Source organism: Hominiventricola filiformis, from assembly GCF_020686965.1.
Lineage (GTDB): Bacteria > Bacillota > Clostridia > Lachnospirales > Lachnospiraceae > Hominiventricola > Hominiventricola filiformis.
The window spans coordinates 21,521-41,067 of sequence record NZ_JAJEPS010000001.1 but is presented as its reverse complement, the minus strand read 5'-3'; the positions used below and the strand labels follow the sequence as shown (position 1 = coordinate 41,067).

17 protein-coding genes are annotated in these 19,547 nt (G+C 48.2%); 16 read left to right on the top strand and 1 reads right to left on the bottom strand.

The features are described 5' to 3' along the window. The first annotated feature begins 1 nt into the window (after position 1). Positions 2-1,246 (top strand): DNA polymerase Y family protein, encoded by a 1,245-nt coding sequence (locus LKD36_RS00165; protein WP_308458212.1) that lies wholly within the window; start codon positions 2-4, stop codon positions 1,244-1,246. A gap of 67 nt (positions 1,247-1,313) precedes the next feature. Here LKD36_RS00165 and arcC read toward each other — a convergent pair whose 3' ends face one another. Then, positions 1,314-2,243: a carbamate kinase gene (gene arcC / locus LKD36_RS00160; RefSeq protein WP_308458211.1), complete on the bottom strand. Its 930-nt coding sequence runs from the start codon at positions 2,241-2,243 to the stop codon at positions 1,314-1,316. Between the two features lie 229 nt (positions 2,244-2,472). Here arcC and LKD36_RS00155 point away from each other — a divergent pair, with 229 nt between their 5' ends. The 15 genes from LKD36_RS00155 (at position 2,473) to rpsB (ending at position 19,513) form a co-directional block, all read left to right on the top strand. Next, positions 2,473-3,642, top strand: a complete 1,170-nt coding sequence (locus LKD36_RS00155) for an alanine dehydrogenase (RefSeq protein ID WP_308458210.1) — start codon at positions 2,473-2,475, stop codon at positions 3,640-3,642. A gap of 67 nt (positions 3,643-3,709) precedes the next feature. After that, positions 3,710-5,122, top strand: coding sequence for a Na+/H+ antiporter NhaC family protein (locus LKD36_RS00150; RefSeq protein WP_308458209.1), 1,413 nt, complete (start codon positions 3,710-3,712; stop codon positions 5,120-5,122). A gap of 154 nt (positions 5,123-5,276) precedes the next feature. Next, positions 5,277-6,746 (top strand): UDP-N-acetylmuramoyl-L-alanyl-D-glutamate--2,6-diaminopimelate ligase, encoded by a 1,470-nt coding sequence (locus LKD36_RS00145; RefSeq protein WP_308458208.1) that lies wholly within the window; start codon positions 5,277-5,279, stop codon positions 6,744-6,746. Then, entirely contained in the window at positions 6,747-8,981 is a 2,235-nt protein-coding gene (gene priA / locus LKD36_RS00140) for a replication restart helicase PriA (RefSeq protein ID WP_308458207.1), read from the top strand. 13 nt (positions 8,982-8,994) lie between these two features. Beyond that, entirely contained in the window at positions 8,995-9,474 is a 480-nt protein-coding gene (gene def, locus LKD36_RS00135; RefSeq protein ID WP_118769175.1) for a peptide deformylase, read from the top strand. A gap of 5 nt (positions 9,475-9,479) precedes the next feature. Further along, complete coding sequence (gene fmt / locus LKD36_RS00130) at positions 9,480-10,424, top strand: methionyl-tRNA formyltransferase (protein WP_308458206.1); 945 nt, start codon at positions 9,480-9,482, stop codon at positions 10,422-10,424. 3 nt (positions 10,425-10,427) lie between these two features. Next, complete coding sequence (locus LKD36_RS00125) at positions 10,428-11,132, top strand: zinc metallopeptidase (protein WP_118769620.1); 705 nt, start codon at positions 10,428-10,430, stop codon at positions 11,130-11,132. Next, complete coding sequence (gene rsmB, locus LKD36_RS00120; RefSeq protein ID WP_178753831.1) at positions 11,125-12,420, top strand: 16S rRNA (cytosine(967)-C(5))-methyltransferase RsmB; 1,296 nt, start codon at positions 11,125-11,127, stop codon at positions 12,418-12,420. Before LKD36_RS00125 ends, rsmB begins: the two co-directional genes overlap by 8 nt. Continuing rightward, positions 12,413-13,456 (top strand): 23S rRNA (adenine(2503)-C(2))-methyltransferase RlmN, encoded by a 1,044-nt coding sequence (gene rlmN, locus LKD36_RS00115; protein ID WP_308458205.1) that lies wholly within the window; start codon positions 12,413-12,415, stop codon positions 13,454-13,456. The genes rsmB and rlmN overlap by 8 nt, the downstream gene beginning before the upstream one ends. Before the next feature lie 3 nt (positions 13,457-13,459). Beyond that, a complete protein-coding gene (locus LKD36_RS00110) occupies positions 13,460-14,188 on the top strand; it encodes a Stp1/IreP family PP2C-type Ser/Thr phosphatase (RefSeq protein ID WP_308458204.1) in 729 nt (242 codons plus the stop codon). Between the two features lie 15 nt (positions 14,189-14,203). Further along, entirely contained in the window at positions 14,204-16,342 is a 2,139-nt protein-coding gene (pknB, locus tag LKD36_RS00105) for a Stk1 family PASTA domain-containing Ser/Thr kinase (protein ID WP_308458203.1), read from the top strand. 3 nt (positions 16,343-16,345) lie between these two features. Beyond that, positions 16,346-17,233: a ribosome small subunit-dependent GTPase A gene (gene rsgA / locus LKD36_RS00100; protein WP_308458202.1), complete on the top strand. Its 888-nt coding sequence runs from the start codon at positions 16,346-16,348 to the stop codon at positions 17,231-17,233. Positions 17,234-17,236: 3 nt separating this feature from the next. Next, positions 17,237-17,893, top strand: coding sequence for a ribulose-phosphate 3-epimerase (gene rpe, locus LKD36_RS00095; RefSeq protein ID WP_308458201.1), 657 nt, complete (start codon positions 17,237-17,239; stop codon positions 17,891-17,893). Between the two features lie 4 nt (positions 17,894-17,897). Then, positions 17,898-18,551: a thiamine diphosphokinase gene (locus LKD36_RS00090; RefSeq protein ID WP_308458200.1), complete on the top strand. Its 654-nt coding sequence runs from the start codon at positions 17,898-17,900 to the stop codon at positions 18,549-18,551. 227 nt (positions 18,552-18,778) lie between these two features. Continuing rightward, positions 18,779-19,513, top strand: coding sequence for a 30S ribosomal protein S2 (gene rpsB / locus LKD36_RS00085; RefSeq protein WP_308458199.1), 735 nt, complete (start codon positions 18,779-18,781; stop codon positions 19,511-19,513). The last annotated feature ends 34 nt before the right edge of the window (positions 19,514-19,547 follow it).

Sequence of the window (19,547 nt, the reverse complement as noted above, 5' to 3'; positions counted from 1 at the left end):
AATGGAACGACTGATTTTTCACGTAGATGTAAATAGTGCTTTTCTGTCCTGGGAGGCGGCAAGACGTGTGAAGGAGGGCCTGCCGGATCTTCGGGAGATTCCTTCCTGCATTGGCGGAGATCCGAAATCCCGCAGGGGAATTGTGGTGGCAAAATCCATTCCTGCGAAAAAATACGGAGTTACCACAGGGGAACCCGTATCTATGGCACTTCGAAAATGTCCGGAACTGGTATGTGTCCCGGGGGATTTTGCGTTGTTTGAAACTTGTTCCCGGGCATTTAAAAAAATATGCGCATCCTATGCGCCGGTTATGGAGTCTTTCTCCATCGATGAAGTTTTTCTTGATATGAGTGGCACACAGAAAATTTATCCGGATCCTGTGAAGCTGGCCTGTGAAATCAAGGACCGAATCCGGGAGGAACTGGGCTTTACCGTCAATATCGGAATTGGAACCAACAAGCTTTTGGCAAAGATGGCATCAGATTTTGAGAAACCAGATAAAGTCCATACGCTGTTTCCAGCGGAAATTCCAACCAAAATGTGGCCGCTTCCGGTGAGGGATCTTCTGTTTCTCGGAAAAGCATCGGAACAGAAGCTGATAAAGGCGGGGATTAAGACCATAGGAGAGATGGCACGTTATCCGGAAACGGAGATTCAGCGGCTGCTGGGAGAAAAGACGGGACATCAGTTATATGAGTACGCCAACGGCAGAGATGATTCTCCGGTGCGGGGAGAACGGGAAGAAGCAAAAGGATACAGTGCGGAGACAACGACGGAAGAAGATATTGTGACCTATGAGCAGGCATTTTCCCTGCTACTGGCACAGTGCGATGTGGTAGCAGCCAGAATGCGGAAAGACGGTAAGAAATGCAGCTGTGTATCGGTCACTTATCGGATGCTGGATTTCAGAACCAGGTCTCATCAGAAAAAACTGGGAAATCCTACGGATGTAACGGAGGAAATTTTCGTACAGGTAAAAAATTTGCTGTATGAATGCTGGCAGTGCCAGCCGCTGCGCCTGATTGGCGTGGCACTGACAGATCTGACTTCAGATGATTTCCGACAGATGTCTCTTTTTGAAAATACAGAGAACCATGAGAAACAGAAAAAAGTGGACGGAGTGGTGGATGATATCCGCAAGCGTTTTGGAAATGGAATGATTGTGCGGGGAAGTACCATGAAGACAGCTGATAAAGTGGCGCGAAAAGCAAAGGCGCAGATGGAACTGCGTGATAAAAATTCATAGAAAATAAAAAACTGCTGCTGGATAGATGAGAGATCTGTTCAGCAGCAGTTTTTTGTAAAAAGAACGATTATTTAATAATGGTTCCGGCTTTCTCTTCCAGTGCTTCTTTTGCATCATCAAGATCAGCAATTACCGTAACGCGACCCGGTTTTCCGGATACAAAGGAAACAGCAGCAACGACTTTCGGAAGGATGGATTTCTCGGCAAACTGTCCTTCTGCAATGTAGCTGCGGGCTTTCTCCACACTGATCGTGTCAAGAGGTTCGCAGTTATCTTTGCCGTAGTTCAGGTAAAGCTTCTTCTCGCCGGTGAGCAGGAGCAGCATATCTGCATCCAGAAGTTCTGCCAGCTTGCCGCTTGCAAGGTCTTTTTCGATCACGGCACTGGCACCTTTGAGGCGGTTTGCCTGTTTCAGTACCGGGATTCCGCCGCCGCCGCAGGCAATGACAACCTGTCCTGCATCGGAAAGGGTGCGGATGGCATCGATCTCAACAATGTCTTCCGGCTTCGGAGCGGAGACGATTCGTCTGTATCCGCCTTCGACTTTCGTTACATAATTTCCTTTTTCTTCTTCGGCATCTGCCTCTTCACGGGTCATAACACGTCCAATGACTTTAACCGGTTTGTAGAAGGAGTCATCGTAAGGATTTACCACAACCTGAGTCAGAATGGTGGTAACCGGGCGTCCGATACCGCGGTTTAACAGTTCCTCACGAATGGCATTCTGCAGGTCATAGCCAATGTATCCCTGGCTCATGGCAGAGCAGACAGACATAGGTGCGAAGGTGTAATCTGGATGCTGTTTTCCAAACTCGTTCATGGCGGTATGGATCATGCCCACCTGGGGTGCGTTGCTGTGGGAGATGACAACCTGGCAGTCAGCCTCCACAAGATCAGCAATTGCCTTTGCGGTATTTTTTACAGCGGTCTGCTGTTGGGGAAGCGTAGCTCCCAACGCTTTGTGCCCTAAGGCAACGACAACTTTCTTTTTGCTCATAGATGGGTCCTCGTTTCTGTTTAGTAAATGATTGCAGAGCCGTATTTATCTGACTCTGTATGATTAATAAGATTATAATTGTATCTCTAAAAAAATGCAAGACTGCCGGTGCGAAGAACAAAAAAAACTATAAAATGCATATTTTCCTTGCAACACGTATATTTATGCTGTATAATTTCCCGTGGTAAAGTGAAGAAGCACAAATCACAATTATTATGGAGGCATACATATGATTATCGGTATTTTAAAAGATATCAAAGAAGGTGAAAACCGCGTGATTGCTACTCCGGGAGAGGTTGCAACCCTGATCGGAGACGGCAATGTGGTAAAAGTTCAGAAGGGAGCCGGTGCAAGAGCCGGTTTTGAAGATGAGGCTTACGCGGCAGCAGGAGCAACTCTCGTGGATACAGCAGAAGAGATCTACGGCACCTGCGAATTTGTGGCAAAAGTAAAAGAGTTTGAGCCGTCCGAGTATGGCATGCTCAGAGAAGGCCTGATTGTCTTCACCTGCATCCATCCGGCAGCACATCCGGAAGAGGTACAGGTACTGCTTGATAAGAAGGTAACTGCATTTACCGCAGAGGATTCTCATCGTTACGGTTCTCCAAACTGTGAGGCAGCAGGAAAGCAGGGCGCTTTGTTTGGTCTTGAATCTATGCTGACCATCAATGGAGGAAAAGGAAAATTTGTCAGCGGTCTCGGCGGAGCACCGGGCATGAAAGTGCTGATCCTCGGCGGCGGTGTAGTAGGACAGGCTGCTCTTTCCGTACTGCATGCACTCGGCGCATGGTGTACCGTTATGGATATTAATATCGGAACGCTGCGTACCTTAAGCAGACAGTACAATGAACAAGTAAATACTATGATTTCCACCAAGGAGAATATTGCAAAATTACTTCCGGAGACTGACATGGTACTGAACTGCGTAAAATGGCCGAAAGGATGTAAAGATTATCTTATCGACCGTTCTATGCTGAAACTGATGGAGAAGGGTTCTGTAATCGTGGATATCAGTAATGATGAGCAGGGTGCTATCGAATCCTTCCATGAGACAACTCATGAGGATCCGCGTTATATTGAGGAAGGAATCGTTCATTTCTGCGTCAGCAATATTCCGGGAGCAATTGCGAACTCTACTTCTATCGCATACGCAGCTTCTGTATTGCCGCATTTCCGCAGCATTGCAAAGAACGGTGTGGCAGAGGCATGTGTAAGAGACGGATTTTTAAGAAGAAGTCTTACTACTTACAATGGTTATCTGACTCATGAGGAGACCAGTGCGCTGCAGAATCGTCCATGGATTCGTCCGGAGGAGATTCTTGACATTGCGGACCGTCAGCTGGATCAGGCACCGCCTGCGACTGTAACCAGATCTGCAAATATGATTCATCTGAAATAGAAACGCAAACACAAACACAGACACATATGAGGAAAAGTGTTATTTACAACAAAGGAGGACATTCTGAATGGAATCAGAACTTATCAGTATGGGAATTATTTCCATTATTCCTGCCGTTATTGCTATCGTGCTCTCCTTCGCAACGAGAAATACGATTGTTTCCCTGGTAACTGCCTGCATCGTGGGTACATTGCTTGCCGGCCAGGGGCCTTTGGGCTTCCCGACCTTATTAAAGGAAAGCCTTGGTACTACCAGTTTTTCCTGGGTTATGCTGCTGAATACATTTATCGCAATTATCGTGGCATATTTCCAGAAGACAGGAGCTATTCAGAGCTTCTCACAGATGATTCACGACAAGAATTTAAGCCGCCGCGGCGCACAGCTGATGGCCTGGGTACTTGGAATCTTTGTATACTTCAGTGATTCTTTCAGCCCGCTGTTTGTAGGAACCACTATGAGAAGTATCACGGATAAGGCAAAGATTTCCAGAGAGAAGCTGGCATACATTGCGGATTCTACGTCTGCTCCGGTCAGCGTTCTGGTGCCGATTACCGGATGGGCTGCTTATCTTAGCGGTCTGGCAGTGGGAATCGGATGTATTGCCACTGAGGAGGAAGGTGCAGCTTTGTTCCTGCATGCAATTCCTTATAATGTATATGCCATTCTGGCAGTACTGATGGTAGGTCTCATTGCTTCCGGAATCGTCAAGGATTTCGGACCGATGAAAAAGGCTGAACAGCGTGCCATGAACGAAGGCAAAGTACTTCGTGACGGTGCAGTTCCGCTGATCGGAAAAGAGCTGACGGAGATGCAGCCATATGAAGGCATCAAACCGCGTATTTTCCTGAACTTCCTTCTGCCGGTACTGATGATCATTACCATCGCACTTGGAACCTATGTAACCCTTGGCTCTGCGAAGACCATGGAAGCATTCCTGTTTGTAATCATTTTCATGAGCATCAGCATGTTGATTCAGGGAATTCCGTTCCAGGAGGTTATGGATACGCTGACACAGGGTGTGAAAGGTGCGGTTCCGGCTGTTATGCTGCTGGCACTGGCTTATTCCATCAACTCACTGAGCAAGACCATGGGAACTGCTGATTATATCATTTCCATGAGCGAAGGATTCCTGACACCGGCTCTGCTTCCGGCGATCATCTTTGTGATTTCCGCGATCATGGCATTTGCAACCGGGTCCTCATGGGGAACATTTGCAATCTGTATGCCGATTGCCCTTCCGCTTGCATTTACCTTTACAGGTGGTGAGCTGGGCACGCTCGTCTATGCATGCTTTGGAGCAGTAGCAGGCGGCGGTGTATTCGGCGATCACTGTTCACCGCTGTCAGATACGACCGTACTTTCATCTACCGGTTCTGCATCTGACCATATCGACCACGTACAGACACAGCTTCCGTATGCGCTGTGCTGCGGTGCGCTGGCGATTATCGTATATCTGATCATTGGATTTACATCTTTATAAAGACAACAAAGATGGCTGCCCGGAAATTTTTTCCGGGCAGTTTTTTTCATTTTTTCAAAATTGCAAGGGTAGAGCAAATGTGTTATACTACTATGAAACTGGGATTTTTTGCGAAAAAGTCCCCTGCGAAAAAGCAGGAAGAAGGAGGTTCTTCATGAAGACAATAACCGGTTTACTGGAAAGATTAGATTACAGAGTAATAGATGGTTCTCTGGATGGAGAGATAAGCGCACTGGTATACGATTCCAGAAAAGTGACAGAAGGATGCATGTTTGTCTGCATCAAAGGAGCAGCTTACGACAGTCATGAGCATACAGAAGAAATCGCGGCAGCAGGAGCCCGCGTGATCGTTGCAGAACGGCCGGTGAAAGTGCCGGAGGGCGTGACGCTGGTATTGGTGGACGACAGCCGGTATGCACTGGCTCTTTTGTCAGCTGCATGGTTTGACTACCCGGCAGAGAAGATGAAGGTCATCGGCATTACCGGAACCAAGGGAAAGACGACCACGACTTTTATGGTAAAAGGAATTCTCGAGCATGCAGGCTACAAGGTGGGACTTATGGGCACCATCGAGATTATCATCGGTGAGGAGCATATTCCGGCATGCAATACCACACCGGAGTCTTACTTCATTCAGGAGTATTTCGCACGGATGGTGGAGGCAGGCTGCGAGCTCTGCGTCATGGAAGTATCCTCTCAGGGACTTATGATGCACCGGACAGCAGGCATCCCCTTTGAAATCGGTATTTTCACTAATCTGGCACCGGATCATATTGGACCAAATGAGCATGCAAGTTTTGAAGAATATGCGGCATGCAAAGGGATGTTGTTCCGTCAGTGCAGACTTGGCATTGCAAATATTGATGATGAACATTTTCACATGGTACTGGACGGTCATACCTGTGAACTGGAAACCATTGGATTTTCCGAAGCAGCAGATTATCGTGCTTCCAACATGGAACTCATCGGCAGACCAGGATATCTGGGAGTAAAATACCATGTGTCCGGCAAACTCGACATGGATGTGGAGATCGATATTCCGGGTCGTTTCAGCGTGTACAATTCTCTGGTGGCCATTGCGGTATGTGAGCATTTCAAAGTTTCCGAGGATGATCTGAAAGCAGCACTTAGAGTGGTAAAGACCAAGGGAAGGATTGAGCTTGTAAAAGTATCGGATGATTTCATTCTGATGATCGACTATGCACATAATGCCATGGCACTGGAAAGTCTTCTTTCCACCTTGCGCGAATATCATCCGAAACGGCTGGTGTGTGTCTTCGGATGCGGCGGTAACCGTTCCAAGCTTCGTCGTTATGAAATGGGTGAGGTGTCCGGAAAATTGGCGGATTTGACCGTGATTACTTCTGATAATCCCCGTTTTGAGGAGCCACAGGATATTATCAACGACATTAAGATTGGTATGGAAAAGACCGATGGAAAATATATTGAGATCTGTGACCGGAAAGAAGCCATCCGCTATGTGATTGAGCATGGTGAGAAGGGTGATGTCATCGTGCTGGCCGGTAAGGGTCATGAGGATTACCAGGAGATCAAAGGGGTAAAATATCCCATGGATGAGAGAGTACTGATCCAGGAAGTACTGAAGGAGCTGTCAGAGAAATAGATGGAATACGCCAATGTGATCGTGGATATTTCCCACGAGAAACTGGACCGGGTGTTTCAGTACCGGATACCGGAACATCTGAAAGAACATCTGAAAACAGGAATGCAGGTTCAGTTTCCATTTGGAAACGGCAACCGGCCCATGAAAGGCTATGTGGTGGGTTTTACGGATACACCGGATTATCCGCCGGAAAAGATCAAGGAACTTGACAGAATCATGGAAGGCGGCGTGCGAGCGGAATCCCAGCTCATTGCCATGGCGGCATGGATGAAGGAACGTTATGGTTCGACCATGAACCAGGCACTGAAGACTGTACTTCCGGTGAAGCAGGAGATTGCAGAGAAAAAAGAGGTCAGGCTTCGGCTTATCGTGTCCAAAGAGCAGGGCGAAGCACTTTTGAAAGATGCGCTTCATAAAAATTTTCGGGCGAAGGCAAGGCTGCTGGCAGCTCTTCTTGACCATGGCGGCGTACTGGATAAAAAAGAAGCTGCCGATCGCTATAAAGTGACCGCACCGGTGATTCGAAAATTCGAGGAAGATGGTATCCTTGTGCAGGAGTCCAGGATCCAGTATCGGAATCCATTTGAAGGACATTTTGAGCAGAAAGAAAGAACAGTGCTGCTTACGGAGGAGCAGCAGGCGGCAGTGGATGGAATCTTTAGTGAATACGAGAAAGGAATCCGGAAGACCTATCTTCTGCAGGGAGTGACCGGAAGCGGTAAGACGGAAGTCTATATGGAACTGATTGCCCGGATCACAGAAGAAGGCAAACAGGCTATTGTACTGATTCCGGAGATAGCCCTTACCTTTCAGACGGTCAGACGGTTCTATGAGCGGTTTGGCGATCGGGTGTCAGTCATGCATTCCCGGCTGTCGGACGGCGAACGGTATGATCAGTTCGTTCGTGCCAGGGAAGGCAGCATTGATGTAATGATCGGGCCGAGATCTGCATTGTTTACACCATTTTCACAAATTGGGCTTATTATTATCGATGAGGAACATGAAGGCGCTTATAAAAGTGAGACAGTTCCGAGATATGACGCCAGAGAGGCGGCTGTTTACCGGGCCTCCCTGTGCGGGGCTTCTGTGATCCTGGGAAGTGCGACACCGTCTGTAGAGACAGCATTTCATGCGAGAAACGGACAATACGGCTGGTACCGGCTGGATCGGCGGATCGGCAGGGCAGTCCTTCCGGAGGTATCTGTAGTGGATCTGAGGGAAGAACTGAAAGCGGGAAACAGGAGCATCTTCAGCAGGAGACTGTATTCAGCCATGGATGACCGAATGAAAAAAGGGCAGCAGATGATGCTGTTTCTGAATCGCCGCGGACTGTCGGGATTTGTATCCTGCAGGTCCTGCGGAAAAGCGATTCGGTGTCCTCACTGTGATGTGACCCTGTCCCTTCACGGAGACGGAAGCCTTAAATGTCATTACTGCGGATATCAGATCCGGATGCCGAAAGCATGCCCGACCTGCGGTTCACCGTATATTTCCGGATTCCGGGCGGGAACCCAGCAGATCGAGAGAGAAGTAAAAAAATATTTTCCAAAGGCCCGGGTTCTTCGAATGGATTATGATACGACGAGAACAAGGGAAAGCTATGAGAAGATCCTTTCCGCTTTCGGAAAAGGAGAGGCAGATGTGCTGGTAGGAACCCAGATGATCGTGAAGGGGCATGATTTTCCTAATGTGACACTGGTCGGGGTGCTGGCAGCAGATATTTCTCTGTATGCATCGGATTACCGGGCGGCAGAGAGAACATTCCAGCTGCTGACACAGGCAGCAGGCCGGGCAGGCCGGGGTGAGCAGGCCGGAGAAGCCGTGATCCAGACCTATATGCCGGAGCATTACAGCATTCAGGCGGCGGTGAAGCAGGATTATGAAGCCTTTTATCGGCAGGAGATTGCCTATCGGAATCTTATGGGATATCCGCCGGTAGAGACCATGATGGGGATTTACCTGTCAGCGGGAGATCAGGAACTGCTGGAGGAGAAGACAAAGGCTCTGGGAATATTTATTCGGGAAATGCAGCAGCAGGAAGTTTTAATGATTGGTCCTGCGGATGCGGCGCTTACAAGGCTTAATGACCGGTACCGCAAAGTAATTTATTTGAAAAGCAGGCAGGAAGAAAAACTGCTTCTTATAAAAAACAAAACAGAACATTATCTGGAAATGGATGCCGGATGGGAAAAAATCCGTGTACAGTTTGACATGAACCCATTTCAGGCATATTAAGGAGGGGAAAGATATGGCAATTCGTAATCTGAGATTTGAAGGAGACCCGATTCTCCGTAAAACAAGTAAAGAAGTAAAAGAAATCACGCCGAAGATTGTGGAACTGGTAGATGATATGCTGGAGACTATGTATGAGTCCAACGGTGTGGGACTGGCAGCTCCGCAGGTGGGAATCCTGAAACGGATCGTTGTGATCGATGTGGGAGAGGGACCGATCGTCCTGATCAATCCGGAGATCATAAAGACGGAAGGCTCTCAGACTGGAGATGAGGGATGTTTAAGCGTACCTGGAAAAGCCGGCACGGTGACCAGACCGAATGAAGTGACCGTACGTTTTATGGGCGAAGACGGTGAGTGGTACGAACTGGAAGGTACCGAACTGCTGGCAAGAGCAATCTGTCATGAGTGTGATCATCTGGACGGAAAACTCTATGTAGATCTGGTAGAAGGAGACCTTCACGACGTCACTTATACAGACGATGAGGAGGAATAAGGTTCATGAAAGTTATTTTTATGGGAACACCGGATTTTGCAGTGGGAACGCTGGAAGCACTTCATGAAGCCGGGCATGAGATTACACTGGTAGTGAGTCAGCCGGACAAGCCGAAGGGGCGCGGGCATGCCCTGCAGCCAACCCCTGTAAAAGCAGCGGCAGAGCATCTGGGACTGCCGGTATTCCAGCCGGCAAAGGTAAGGGAAGCAGCAGATATGCTGGAACAGACACCGGCAGATGTAATTGTAGTAGCAGCATTTGGTCAGCTGATTCCTTCCAGAATCCTTCATATGAAAAAATTTGGATGTGTCAATGTACATGCATCCCTGTTGCCTAAATACCGGGGAGCGGCACCGATCCAGTGGGCGGTCATTGACGGAGAGAAAGAATCCGGAGTTACCATCATGCAGATGGATGAGGGACTGGATACCGGTGATATGTTGTCCAAGGTTATCGTTCCGTTGGATGAAAAAGAGACTGGGGGAAGTCTTTTTGATAAGCTGAGCATTGCAGGAGCAAAGCTCTGTGTGGAAACACTTGCAAAACTGGAACTGGGTGAGATTGCAGCGGAAAAACAGGGAGAATCCCCGACTGCCTATGCGTCTATGCTGAAGAAAAGCATGGGAAATATTGACTGGACAAAAGATGCAGTGTCCATCGAGCGTCTGGTCAGAGGTCTGAACCCGTGGCCCAGTGCATATACCACATTGAACGGAAAGACCATGAAGATCTGGCAGTGTGATGTGCTGCCGGAGGAAGAGGGAGCATCAAAAGGAACCTGTGGTGAAATACTGGAAGTAACAAAGAAAGCTATGATTGTGCAGACCGGAGAGGGAAGACTGGCACTGACAGAGATTCAGCTGGCAGGAAAAGCGCGGATGGATGCAGGTGCATTCTTACGCGGCTATAAAATTGAACCGGGCACAGTGTTGAAGGCAGAACAGGAGTAAAGCATGTTAGGTTATGGTTATTATTATGATCCCACGTACATTCTGGTATTAATCGGTGCGTTATTGTCCCTGTGGGCATCCGCGAAGGTAAAAAGCACCTACAGCAGATATGCAAAAGTATACAGCCGTTCGGGACTTACCGGCGCGGAGGCAGCTCAGCAGATTTTAAAAAATGCGGGCATTTATGGTGTCCGTGTGGAGCATATCAGCGGAAATCTGACAGATCACTATGATCCGAAGGCGAAAGTACTTCGTCTTTCTGACAGTGTCTATGGTTCTCGTTCCGTAGCAGCAGTTGGTGTGGCAGCCCATGAGTGCGGGCATGCTATTCAGGACGATGTGGACTATGTACCACTTCGTTTCCGCAGTGCATTTGTACCTGTGGCCAATATCGGAACTCAGATCGCATGGCCGATTCTTTTGGTAGGTCTTTTATTTGCCAGATCTTATCTGCTGATTCAGATCGGATTACTGTGCTTTTTCTTCGGTGTTTTATTCCAGCTGATCACCCTTCCGGTAGAGTTCAATGCATCTGCGAGAGCCGTGCGGATTCTGGAAGAAACAGGTATGCTGGATCAGGAAGAATTAAAGGGCACCAGAAAGGTATTGTCTGCGGCAGCCATGACCTATGTGGCGGCAGCTGCAGCCTCCATTCTGTCCATGCTGCGTCTTATTCTTCTTTTTGGAGGTAACAGAAGACGTGACTGATCAGGGAGCAAAGGTAAATACCCGGGCGTTGGCGCTTGATTTTCTGCTGGAGACAGTGGAAAAAGGCGGTTACAGTCATGTGGTTATGAGAGGCATGTTGGAGAAATACCAGTACCTCGATAAAAAAGAGCGGGCATTTCTGACCCGTCTCTGTGAAGGAACGCTGGAGCGGATGCTGGAACTGGATGCGATCATCAACCGCTGCTCCAAAGTTCCGGTAAAGAAAATGAAACCGGTGATCCGAAATCTTCTGAGACTGTCCGTGTATCAGTTGAAATATATGGATCAGATTCCAGACTCCGCTGTCTGCAATGAGGCAGTGAAAATGGCGCAGAAAAAAGGATTTTACAGCCTGAAAGGGTTTGTAAATGGAGTTCTTCGAAATATTGCGCGGGAACTTCCGGATATGAAATTTGAAGACCTGTCCATTCAGTATTCCACTCCAAAGTGGATAGTGGATCAGTGGATTTCTGAATATGGGGAGGAAAAAGCAACTCAGATGCTGGCGGATCAGTATCGTGACAAACCGACAACTATCCGTGTCAACCTGTCAAAAATCAGCCGGGATGAGTTGGCTGCACGTCTGGAAGAGGAAGGTGCGCAGGTGCAGACTGTGGAAGAAGCAGATTGCGCGCTTGCCATCAGTGGATATGATTATCTGCGGGCTCTTCCGTCTTTCAGGGAAGGACTTTTCCAGGTACAGGATGTAAGCTCCATGAAAGCAGCACTCATGGCTGATCCCCGGGAAGGGGATTACTGCATTGACGTCTGCGCAGCGCCTGGCGGCAAGAGCCTTCATCTGGCTGATCTTATGCATGGTACCGGCATGGTGGAAGCCAGAGATCTGACCGAATATAAGGTGGGACTGATCGAAGAGAATATTGAGCGTACAGCCGCACAGAATATTCGTGCCGTACAGATGGATGCCACAGTTCTGGATGAGGCATCTGTGGAAAAGGCAGATGTAGTGCTGGCGGATATTCCCTGCTCAGGACTTGGTGTACTCAGCAAGAAGACAGATCTGAAATACCGTATGACGCAGGAGCAGCAGGCAGAGCTTGTGGAACTCCAGCGCAAGATTCTTTCTACGGTCTGGCAGTATGTAAAACCGGGCGGAACACTCGTCTACAGTACCTGCACGGTACATAAGGAAGAAAATGAAAAAAATGTGGAATGGTTTCTTGAGAACTGTCCGTTTATCTTAAAAGAACAGATACAGATGCTGCCGGGTGTGGATACCTGGGACGGCTTCTTTATCGCAAAACTGGAGAGGAAGAGAAATGACTGATATCAAATCTCTGACACTGAGCGAACTGACACAGGAGATGGAATCCATCGGTGAGAAGAAGTTTCGGGCGGCGCAGATCTACAGCTGGCTGCATGAACGTCTTGTGGATGATTTCGATGAGATGACTAACCTGTCAAAGGGATTGAGAGAAAAATTAAAGGAAAATTATGAATTGCCGCACCTTACACTGGTGCGGGTGCAGACGTCGAAAATAGATGAAACCAGTAAATTTCTGTTCCGACTGTCCGATGGAAATGTCATTGAAAGTGTATTGATGAAGTATCATCACGGCAATTCTGTCTGCATATCTTCTCAGGTAGGCTGTCGCATGGGCTGCCGGTTCTGCGCGTCCACTCTGGACGGTCTGGAGAGAGGATTGAAACCCTCGGAAATGCTGGATCAGATCTATCAGATTCAGAAATGGTCAAAGGAGCGTGTGCATAATGTGGTTGTCATGGGAACCGGAGAGCCGCTGGATAATTATGATGCACTGCTTCGGTTTATCCATCTGCTCACATGCGAGGGAGGACTTCACATCAGCCAGAGAAACTTGACGGTCTCTACTTGCGGTATTGTGCCAAATATGAGACGGCTGGCAGATGAAAAGCTGCAGATCACTCTGGCGCTTTCTCTGCATGCTTCCAGTCAGGAGAAGAGAAAGACGCTGATGCCTGTGGCAAACAAATATGAACTGTCAGAAGTTCTGGATGCCTGCAGGTATTATTTTTCTCAGACTGGACGCCGGATTACATTCGAATACAGTCTGGTAGGCGGTGTCAATGACAGTGAGGAAGATGCGCGGGAGCTGACAGAGCTGGTGAAAGATATTAATTGTCACATTAACCTGATTCCGGTAAATCCGATCAAAGAAAGAGACTATGTGCAGTCGGATACCGGAGCTATCCAGCGCTTCAAAAATAAGCTTGAAAAATCAGGGATTAATGTTACTATTAGAAGAGAAATGGGCCGTGACATAGACGGAGCCTGCGGGCAGTTGCGGAAAAGTTATATGGATACGGAAAAGCGAGGTGAGTGAGGAGTGCAGACATCGGTTGCAATGACGGATATCGGCAGGAAGCGAAAAGTGAATCAGGATTATGTATATGCGTCTGACCTTCCTGTAGGCAACCTCCCCAATCTTTATATCGTTGCGGACGGTATGGGAGGACATAAGGCAGGTGATCTGGCGTCATCCTATGCGGTACAGACAATTGTGGAATCGATTGAGAAAAGTACAGAAACGCGCCCGGCACTGATCCTACAGAAAGCAGTGCGGTATGCCAATTACCGCCTGTTCGAAAAAGCTGCAGAGCGGGAAGAATATCAGGGTATGGGAACCACACTGGTGGTCCTCACTGTATACGGAAATGAAGCACTTGCAGTAAACATCGGAGACAGCCGTCTGTATGAGATTTCCGGAGGAGAGATCGTACAGATATCAGAAGATCATTCTCTGGTGGCAGAATTGGTACGCAAAGGCGAGCTAAGTCCCGTAGAGGCCAGACGGCACCCGGATAAGAACATTATCACACGGGCGCTTGGCATTCAGGACGAGGCACAGCTTGATCTGTTTCCATTCCATGTGGAACCGGGAGACAGATATCTGCTCTGTTCGGACGGACTGAGTAATATGGTGGAGGATACGGAACTTTGCCGGATTATCAGTCAGGAGAAGGATCTCTCGGAGATCGGTGCAGAGCTGATACTGACAGCAAATGGGAATGGCGGACTGGACAATATTGCGGTAGTGCTTGTAGAAATAGGATAGCAGTGAGGTAAAATTATGATTAAAGTAGGGACGATTGTGGGTGACCGCTATGAAATCCTGGAAAAAATAGGCGTCGGTGGCATGGCAGAAGTTTTCAAGGGAAAAGACCATAAGCTGAACCGTTATGTGGCTGTGAAAGTTTTAAAAGAAGAATTTCGCGAAAATGATGCATTCGTAAAAAAATTCAAGGAAGAGGCACAGGCGGCGGCACGTCTTGCCCATCCGAATATCGTTAATGTCTATGATGTGGGTGATGAAAATGGAATTTATTACATTGTCATGGAGCTGGTAGAAGGCATCACTCTGAAAAATTACATTGAACGTAAGGGGAGCCTGACCATCAAGGAAGCGACCAGCATTGCCATTCAGGTTTGTGCAGGACTGGAGGTGGCGCACAACAATCATATTGTACACAGAGATATTAAGCCGCAGAATATTATCATTTCCAGAGAGGGAAAGGTGAAGGTAACGGATTTTGGCATTGCCAAAGCCACGACCTCCCAGACAACCACGGCAAATGCTATGGGATCGGTACACTATGCATCTCCGGAACAGGCGCGCGGCGGTTATGTGGATCACCGAAGTGATATCTATTCTCTGGGAATTGTGCTGTATGAGATGGTGACCGGACGGGTTCCGTTTGACGGGGAGACTGCGGTGACGGTTGCAGTAAAGCACTTGCAGGAAGAGATGGTTCCTCCCAGCGTATACTGCAAGAATATTCCCTACAGTCTGGAACAGATTATTAAGAAATGCACAGAGAAAAGTCCGGATCGCAGATATCAGGATATCGGGGATCTGCTGGCGGACTTAAAGCAGTCTCTGATGGATCCGGATGGAGACTTCGTCCAGATGATAGATGTGGATGAACAGGCCAGAACGGTTGTAATGAATAAAGGAACGTCTTCAAAGATCAGAAACTCCAGAAAGGTGGAGGTCCCTGTCTCCCGTGATGAGGACGAAGATGAAGAAGATGACGAATATGAGGATGATGAGGACGACGAGGATGAGGACGATGACGAAGAACTGAGTCCGGCTGTCGAGAAGGCCATGACGGTTGCGGGTGTTGTCCTGGCAGTCATCATTGTACTGATTGTGCTCCTTCTGGTATCCAAAGCACTGGGACTGGGCAAAGAAAAAAACGATACCTCATCTTCTGACAGCCAACAGACAGAACAGACGGCGGATGAGGATACGGAATCAGAAGACGGAAACAGTTCATCAGCTAATACGGTGGTCATGCCGAATCTTCTCGGAAAGACCATGACGGAGGCCAAGATCGAGCTGAAGGATCTGGGAATTGATATTACGCTGAAAGGAAGCGAGAGTTCTTCCAAATATTCAGCCGGTCAGATTATGGAGCAGAATATTGCAGAAGGAACGAAAGTGGAAGTCGGAAGCTCTGTGGAGGTGACGATTGCAGGAAGCGGTTCTTCAGGAACCAGCGGAAGCAGTACATCCTCGACAGCTGCAGACAGCACATCTTCCACGACAGATACAGAGGTAACGGTTCCGAATGTGGTAGGTAAGGATGAGGCTACGGCAAGAGCTGCCATCGAGGCGGCAGGACTGACTGTAGGAACCGTGACGGAGGCCTCCAGTGATACGGTGACTTCCGGTCTCGTGATCAGTCAGACGGTGGCAGCCAATACGAAGACCGCAAAGGGCACAAAGGTGAATCTGGTACTCAGCAGTGGACCGAGCAGTGTGAAAGTGACCGATGTCATCGGTCATGAGCAGAGCCGTGCAGAACAGGAGCTTGCGGCCGCAGGATTTCAAGTGTCAGTGAAGGAAGCCTATTCTTCCGATGTCCGTTCGGGCCTGGTCATCAGTACGACGCCGGACAGAGGAACCCCTGCAAAGCCGGGAAGCACCGTAACCATGACCGTCAGCCAGGGAAAAGAAAAAGTGACGATTCCTTCGGTCAGCGTAGGTATGACCTATGAAGCAGCGGCAGAAAAGCTGGAAGACGCAGGATTTACCGGAACCATCAGTGAGGCAACGGAATCCAGCAATTCTGTGGGAAGCGGATTTGTCACCCGGTACAGCCCAAGCGGAGCCGTAGATCCGGATGGAACAGTAACGATCTATGTGAGCACTGGTTCTGCATCTGGTACGGGAACAGACGGAACTGAAGGAATGCCGGCGAATTAAACTATGACAGGAAGAATTATAAAAGGAATTGCAGGCTTCTACTATGTGTATGTGGAAGGCTGCGGAGTATACGAATGTAAGGCAAAAGGCGTATTCCGGAACCGAAAGGTAAAGCCATTGGTTGGTGACCGGGTGGAAATCCAGGTGATCGATGAGGCGGAACACAAGGGCAATATGGAAGAAATTCTTCCAAGAACCAGTGAGCTGATCCGTCCTGCAGTGGCAAATGTAGATCAGGCCATGGTCATTTTTGCAGCGGCAAAACCAAAGCCAAACCTGTCTCTTCTGGATCGTTTTCTGATCTCCATGGAACAAAAAGAGATTCCTTCCATTATCTGCTTTAACAAAATCGATGAAGCGTCCGAAGAAGAACTTCAGCGATTAAAAGAGATTTATGGTGGATGCGGCAGCAGGCTGTTGTTCATCAGTGCCAGATATGAGAAGGGAGTAGAGGGAATCCGGGACCTGCTTCGGGGAAAGACCACGACAGTGGCAGGCCCATCAGGTGTTGGAAAATCAACACTTATCAATCTGCTGGTGCCGGACGCAGAGATGGAGACGGGACAGATCAGCCAGAAGATTGACAGAGGAAAACATACCACACGGCACAGTGAACTGTTCCGCGTGGAAGAAGACAGCTATATTTTTGATACTCCGGGCTTCAGTTCACTGGAACTGATGGGGATGGAAAAAGAAGAATTACGGTATTATTTTCCTGAATTTACGCCCTATGAGGGCAGCTGCCGGTTTCAGGGCTGCGTCCACGGACAGGAGCCGGGCTGTGCGGTAAAGGAAGCAGTGGAGCAGGGGAAGATTAACAGGGAACGGTATGAAAGTTACCGTCTGCTCTTTGGAGAGCTTCAGGAAAAAGAGAAGAGGAGATACAATTAGATTATGAAAAGATATTTATCACCATCCATTTTATCAGCAGATTTCGCGCATCTGGGAGAGGATATTCAGCATGCGGCAGCAGCAGGTACCCAGTATCTGCACTATGATGTCATGGACGGTATGTTTGTACCAAGTATTTCTTTCGGAATGCCGGTACTGGAATCCGTCAGAAAAGTAACAGATCTGGTGCTGGATGTACATCTGATGATCGAAGATCCGGATCGTTATATTGATGATTTTGTAAAATGCGGTGCCGATATCATTACCGTACATTATGAGGCATGCAAGGATGTGAAGAAAACGCTGGAGCTCATTAAAAGCAAAGAGGTGAAAGCAGGTGTAACCATCAAACCAAAGACCCCTAACAGTGTTTTAACCGACGTACTGGATATGGCAGATATGATCCTTCTCATGACGGTAGAACCGGGCTTTGGCGGACAGGCTTATATTCCGGAATCCACCGAGAAGATCAAAGAGCTTCGTCAGATGCTGAATGAGAAAGGGCTGGATACAGATATTGAGGTAGACGGCGGTATCAAGAAGGATAACCTCCAGATGGTTCTGGATGCAGGCGCGAACGTCATCGTAGCCGGAAGTGCCATCTTTAAAGGTGACATTGAGCAGAATGTCAAAGATTTCCTGCGCATTATGGGAGAATAATACATTGCATACACTGATTATCAGCGGGGGCACAATCGATACCGATTTTGCCCTCGATTTATTAAAAAAAGAGAAATATGATCAAATTATCGGCGTGGACGGAGCACTGAAATTCTGTAAAGAGCAGAATATTGTCCCTACCCGTATTGTGGGAGATTTTGATACCCTGGATCCGGAGATTCTGACCTGGTATCAGACCAACACCCAGATTGAGATCCGGCAGTTTAATCCGGTGAAAGATGCTACCGACACCCAGATTGCCATCGAACTTGCCATGGAGCTGGGCAGTAGGAAAATCACCCTGATCGGCGGTACCGGAACCAGGCTTGACCATGTGCTGGGAAATATTCAGACCCTGTATCTGCCTTTTGTAAAAGGCATCGACTGCCGAATCGTGGATGCTCATAACCGGATCCGGCTGGTATCAGGGGAACTGCATCTGAAGATGACAGAACAGTGGGGCAAATATGTGTCCCTGATCCCGTTCACAACGGATGTGGAAGGTGTGGATCTGATTGGTTTTAAATACCCGCTGGAAAAATTTAGTTTTACCGTTCTTGGTACCGGCAGCAGAGGTGTTTCCAACGAGATTGCGGAAGAAGAAGCGGTGATTCGCATAGAAAAAGGAATCATGATATTGGTGGAGTCGAAAGACTAAAATAATCAAAAAGTGTAAAATTTTCCTTGACTTCTCAGCTTTTTCTATGCTATATTAGATAAGGCTTTTTGCGGGCAAAGTATGTCCAATGAGCCGGGTGTGTCAGATAACTGACGACCCGTTACGCAAAAATCACGCGGACGGATTCCGGAAGCGGTGCCTGTATACAGGTCCTTCTGGGAGTAGAAGGTCACGCGGAAGAAAAAAACCAAAACGGAGGAAGAACAATGAGCGTAATTTCAATGAAACAGTTACTGGAAGCCGGCGTACACTTCGGTCATCAGACCAGAAGATGGAACCCGAAAATGGCAGAGTACATCTACACCGAGAGAAACGGTATCTACATCATCGACCTGCAGAAATCTGTAGGAAAAGTTGATGAGGCTTACAAAGCAGTTGCAGATATCGCAGCTGAGGGTGGAAAGATCCTTTTCGTTGGTACTAAGAAACAGGCTCAGGATGCTATCGCAGTAGAGGCAGAGCGTTGCGGAATGTACTATGTAAACGAGAGATGGCTCGGTGGTATGCTGACCAACTTCAAGACTATCCAGGGACGTATTGCAAGACTGAAAGCAATCGAGACCATGCAGGAAGACGGAACCTTTGACGTACTGCCGAAGAAAGAAGTCATCGCTCTGAGAAAAGAGATGGATAAACTTCAGAAGAACCTTGGCGGTATCAAAGAGATGAAGACCCTTCCGGATGCTATCTTTGTAGTAGATCCGAAGAAAGAGAAGATCTGTGTACAGGAAGCTCATACTCTGGGAATCCCGCTGATCGGTATCTGCGATACCAACTGCGATCCGGAAGAGCTTGACTACGTAATCCCGGGTAACGATGACGCTATCCGTGCCGTAAAACTGATCGTTTCCAAGATGGCAGAGGCTGTTATCGAGGCAAATCAGGGCGAAGCTGAGGAGTATGCTGAGGAAGCATATGAGGAGCAGCCGGTAGAAGAGTAATTTACAGGTAAAGGCCGTCCGGGACAGTATTGTT

Coding starts and splice junctions, on each gene's coding strand:
- arcC (WP_308458211.1), bottom strand. CDS start 2,243: ATGAGCAAAAAGAAAGTTGTCGTTGCCTTAGGGCACAAAGCGTTGGGA.
- fmt (WP_308458206.1), top strand. CDS start 9,480: ATGAAAGTTATTTTTATGGGAACACCGGATTTTGCAGTGGGAACGCTG.
- LKD36_RS00145 (WP_308458208.1), top strand. CDS start 5,277: ATGAAGACAATAACCGGTTTACTGGAAAGATTAGATTACAGAGTAATA.
- rlmN (WP_308458205.1), top strand. CDS start 12,413: ATGACTGATATCAAATCTCTGACACTGAGCGAACTGACACAGGAGATG.
- priA (WP_308458207.1), top strand. CDS start 6,747: ATGGAATACGCCAATGTGATCGTGGATATTTCCCACGAGAAACTGGAC.
- def (WP_118769175.1), top strand. CDS start 8,995: ATGGCAATTCGTAATCTGAGATTTGAAGGAGACCCGATTCTCCGTAAA.
- rpsB (WP_308458199.1), top strand. CDS start 18,779: ATGAGCGTAATTTCAATGAAACAGTTACTGGAAGCCGGCGTACACTTC.
- rsgA (WP_308458202.1), top strand. CDS start 16,346: ATGACAGGAAGAATTATAAAAGGAATTGCAGGCTTCTACTATGTGTAT.
- LKD36_RS00150 (WP_308458209.1), top strand. CDS start 3,710: ATGGAATCAGAACTTATCAGTATGGGAATTATTTCCATTATTCCTGCC.
- rpe (WP_308458201.1), top strand. CDS start 17,237: ATGAAAAGATATTTATCACCATCCATTTTATCAGCAGATTTCGCGCAT.
- LKD36_RS00165 (WP_308458212.1), top strand. CDS start 2: ATGGAACGACTGATTTTTCACGTAGATGTAAATAGTGCTTTTCTGTCC.
- pknB (WP_308458203.1), top strand. CDS start 14,204: ATGATTAAAGTAGGGACGATTGTGGGTGACCGCTATGAAATCCTGGAA.
- LKD36_RS00155 (WP_308458210.1), top strand. CDS start 2,473: ATGATTATCGGTATTTTAAAAGATATCAAAGAAGGTGAAAACCGCGTG.
- LKD36_RS00125 (WP_118769620.1), top strand. CDS start 10,428: ATGTTAGGTTATGGTTATTATTATGATCCCACGTACATTCTGGTATTA.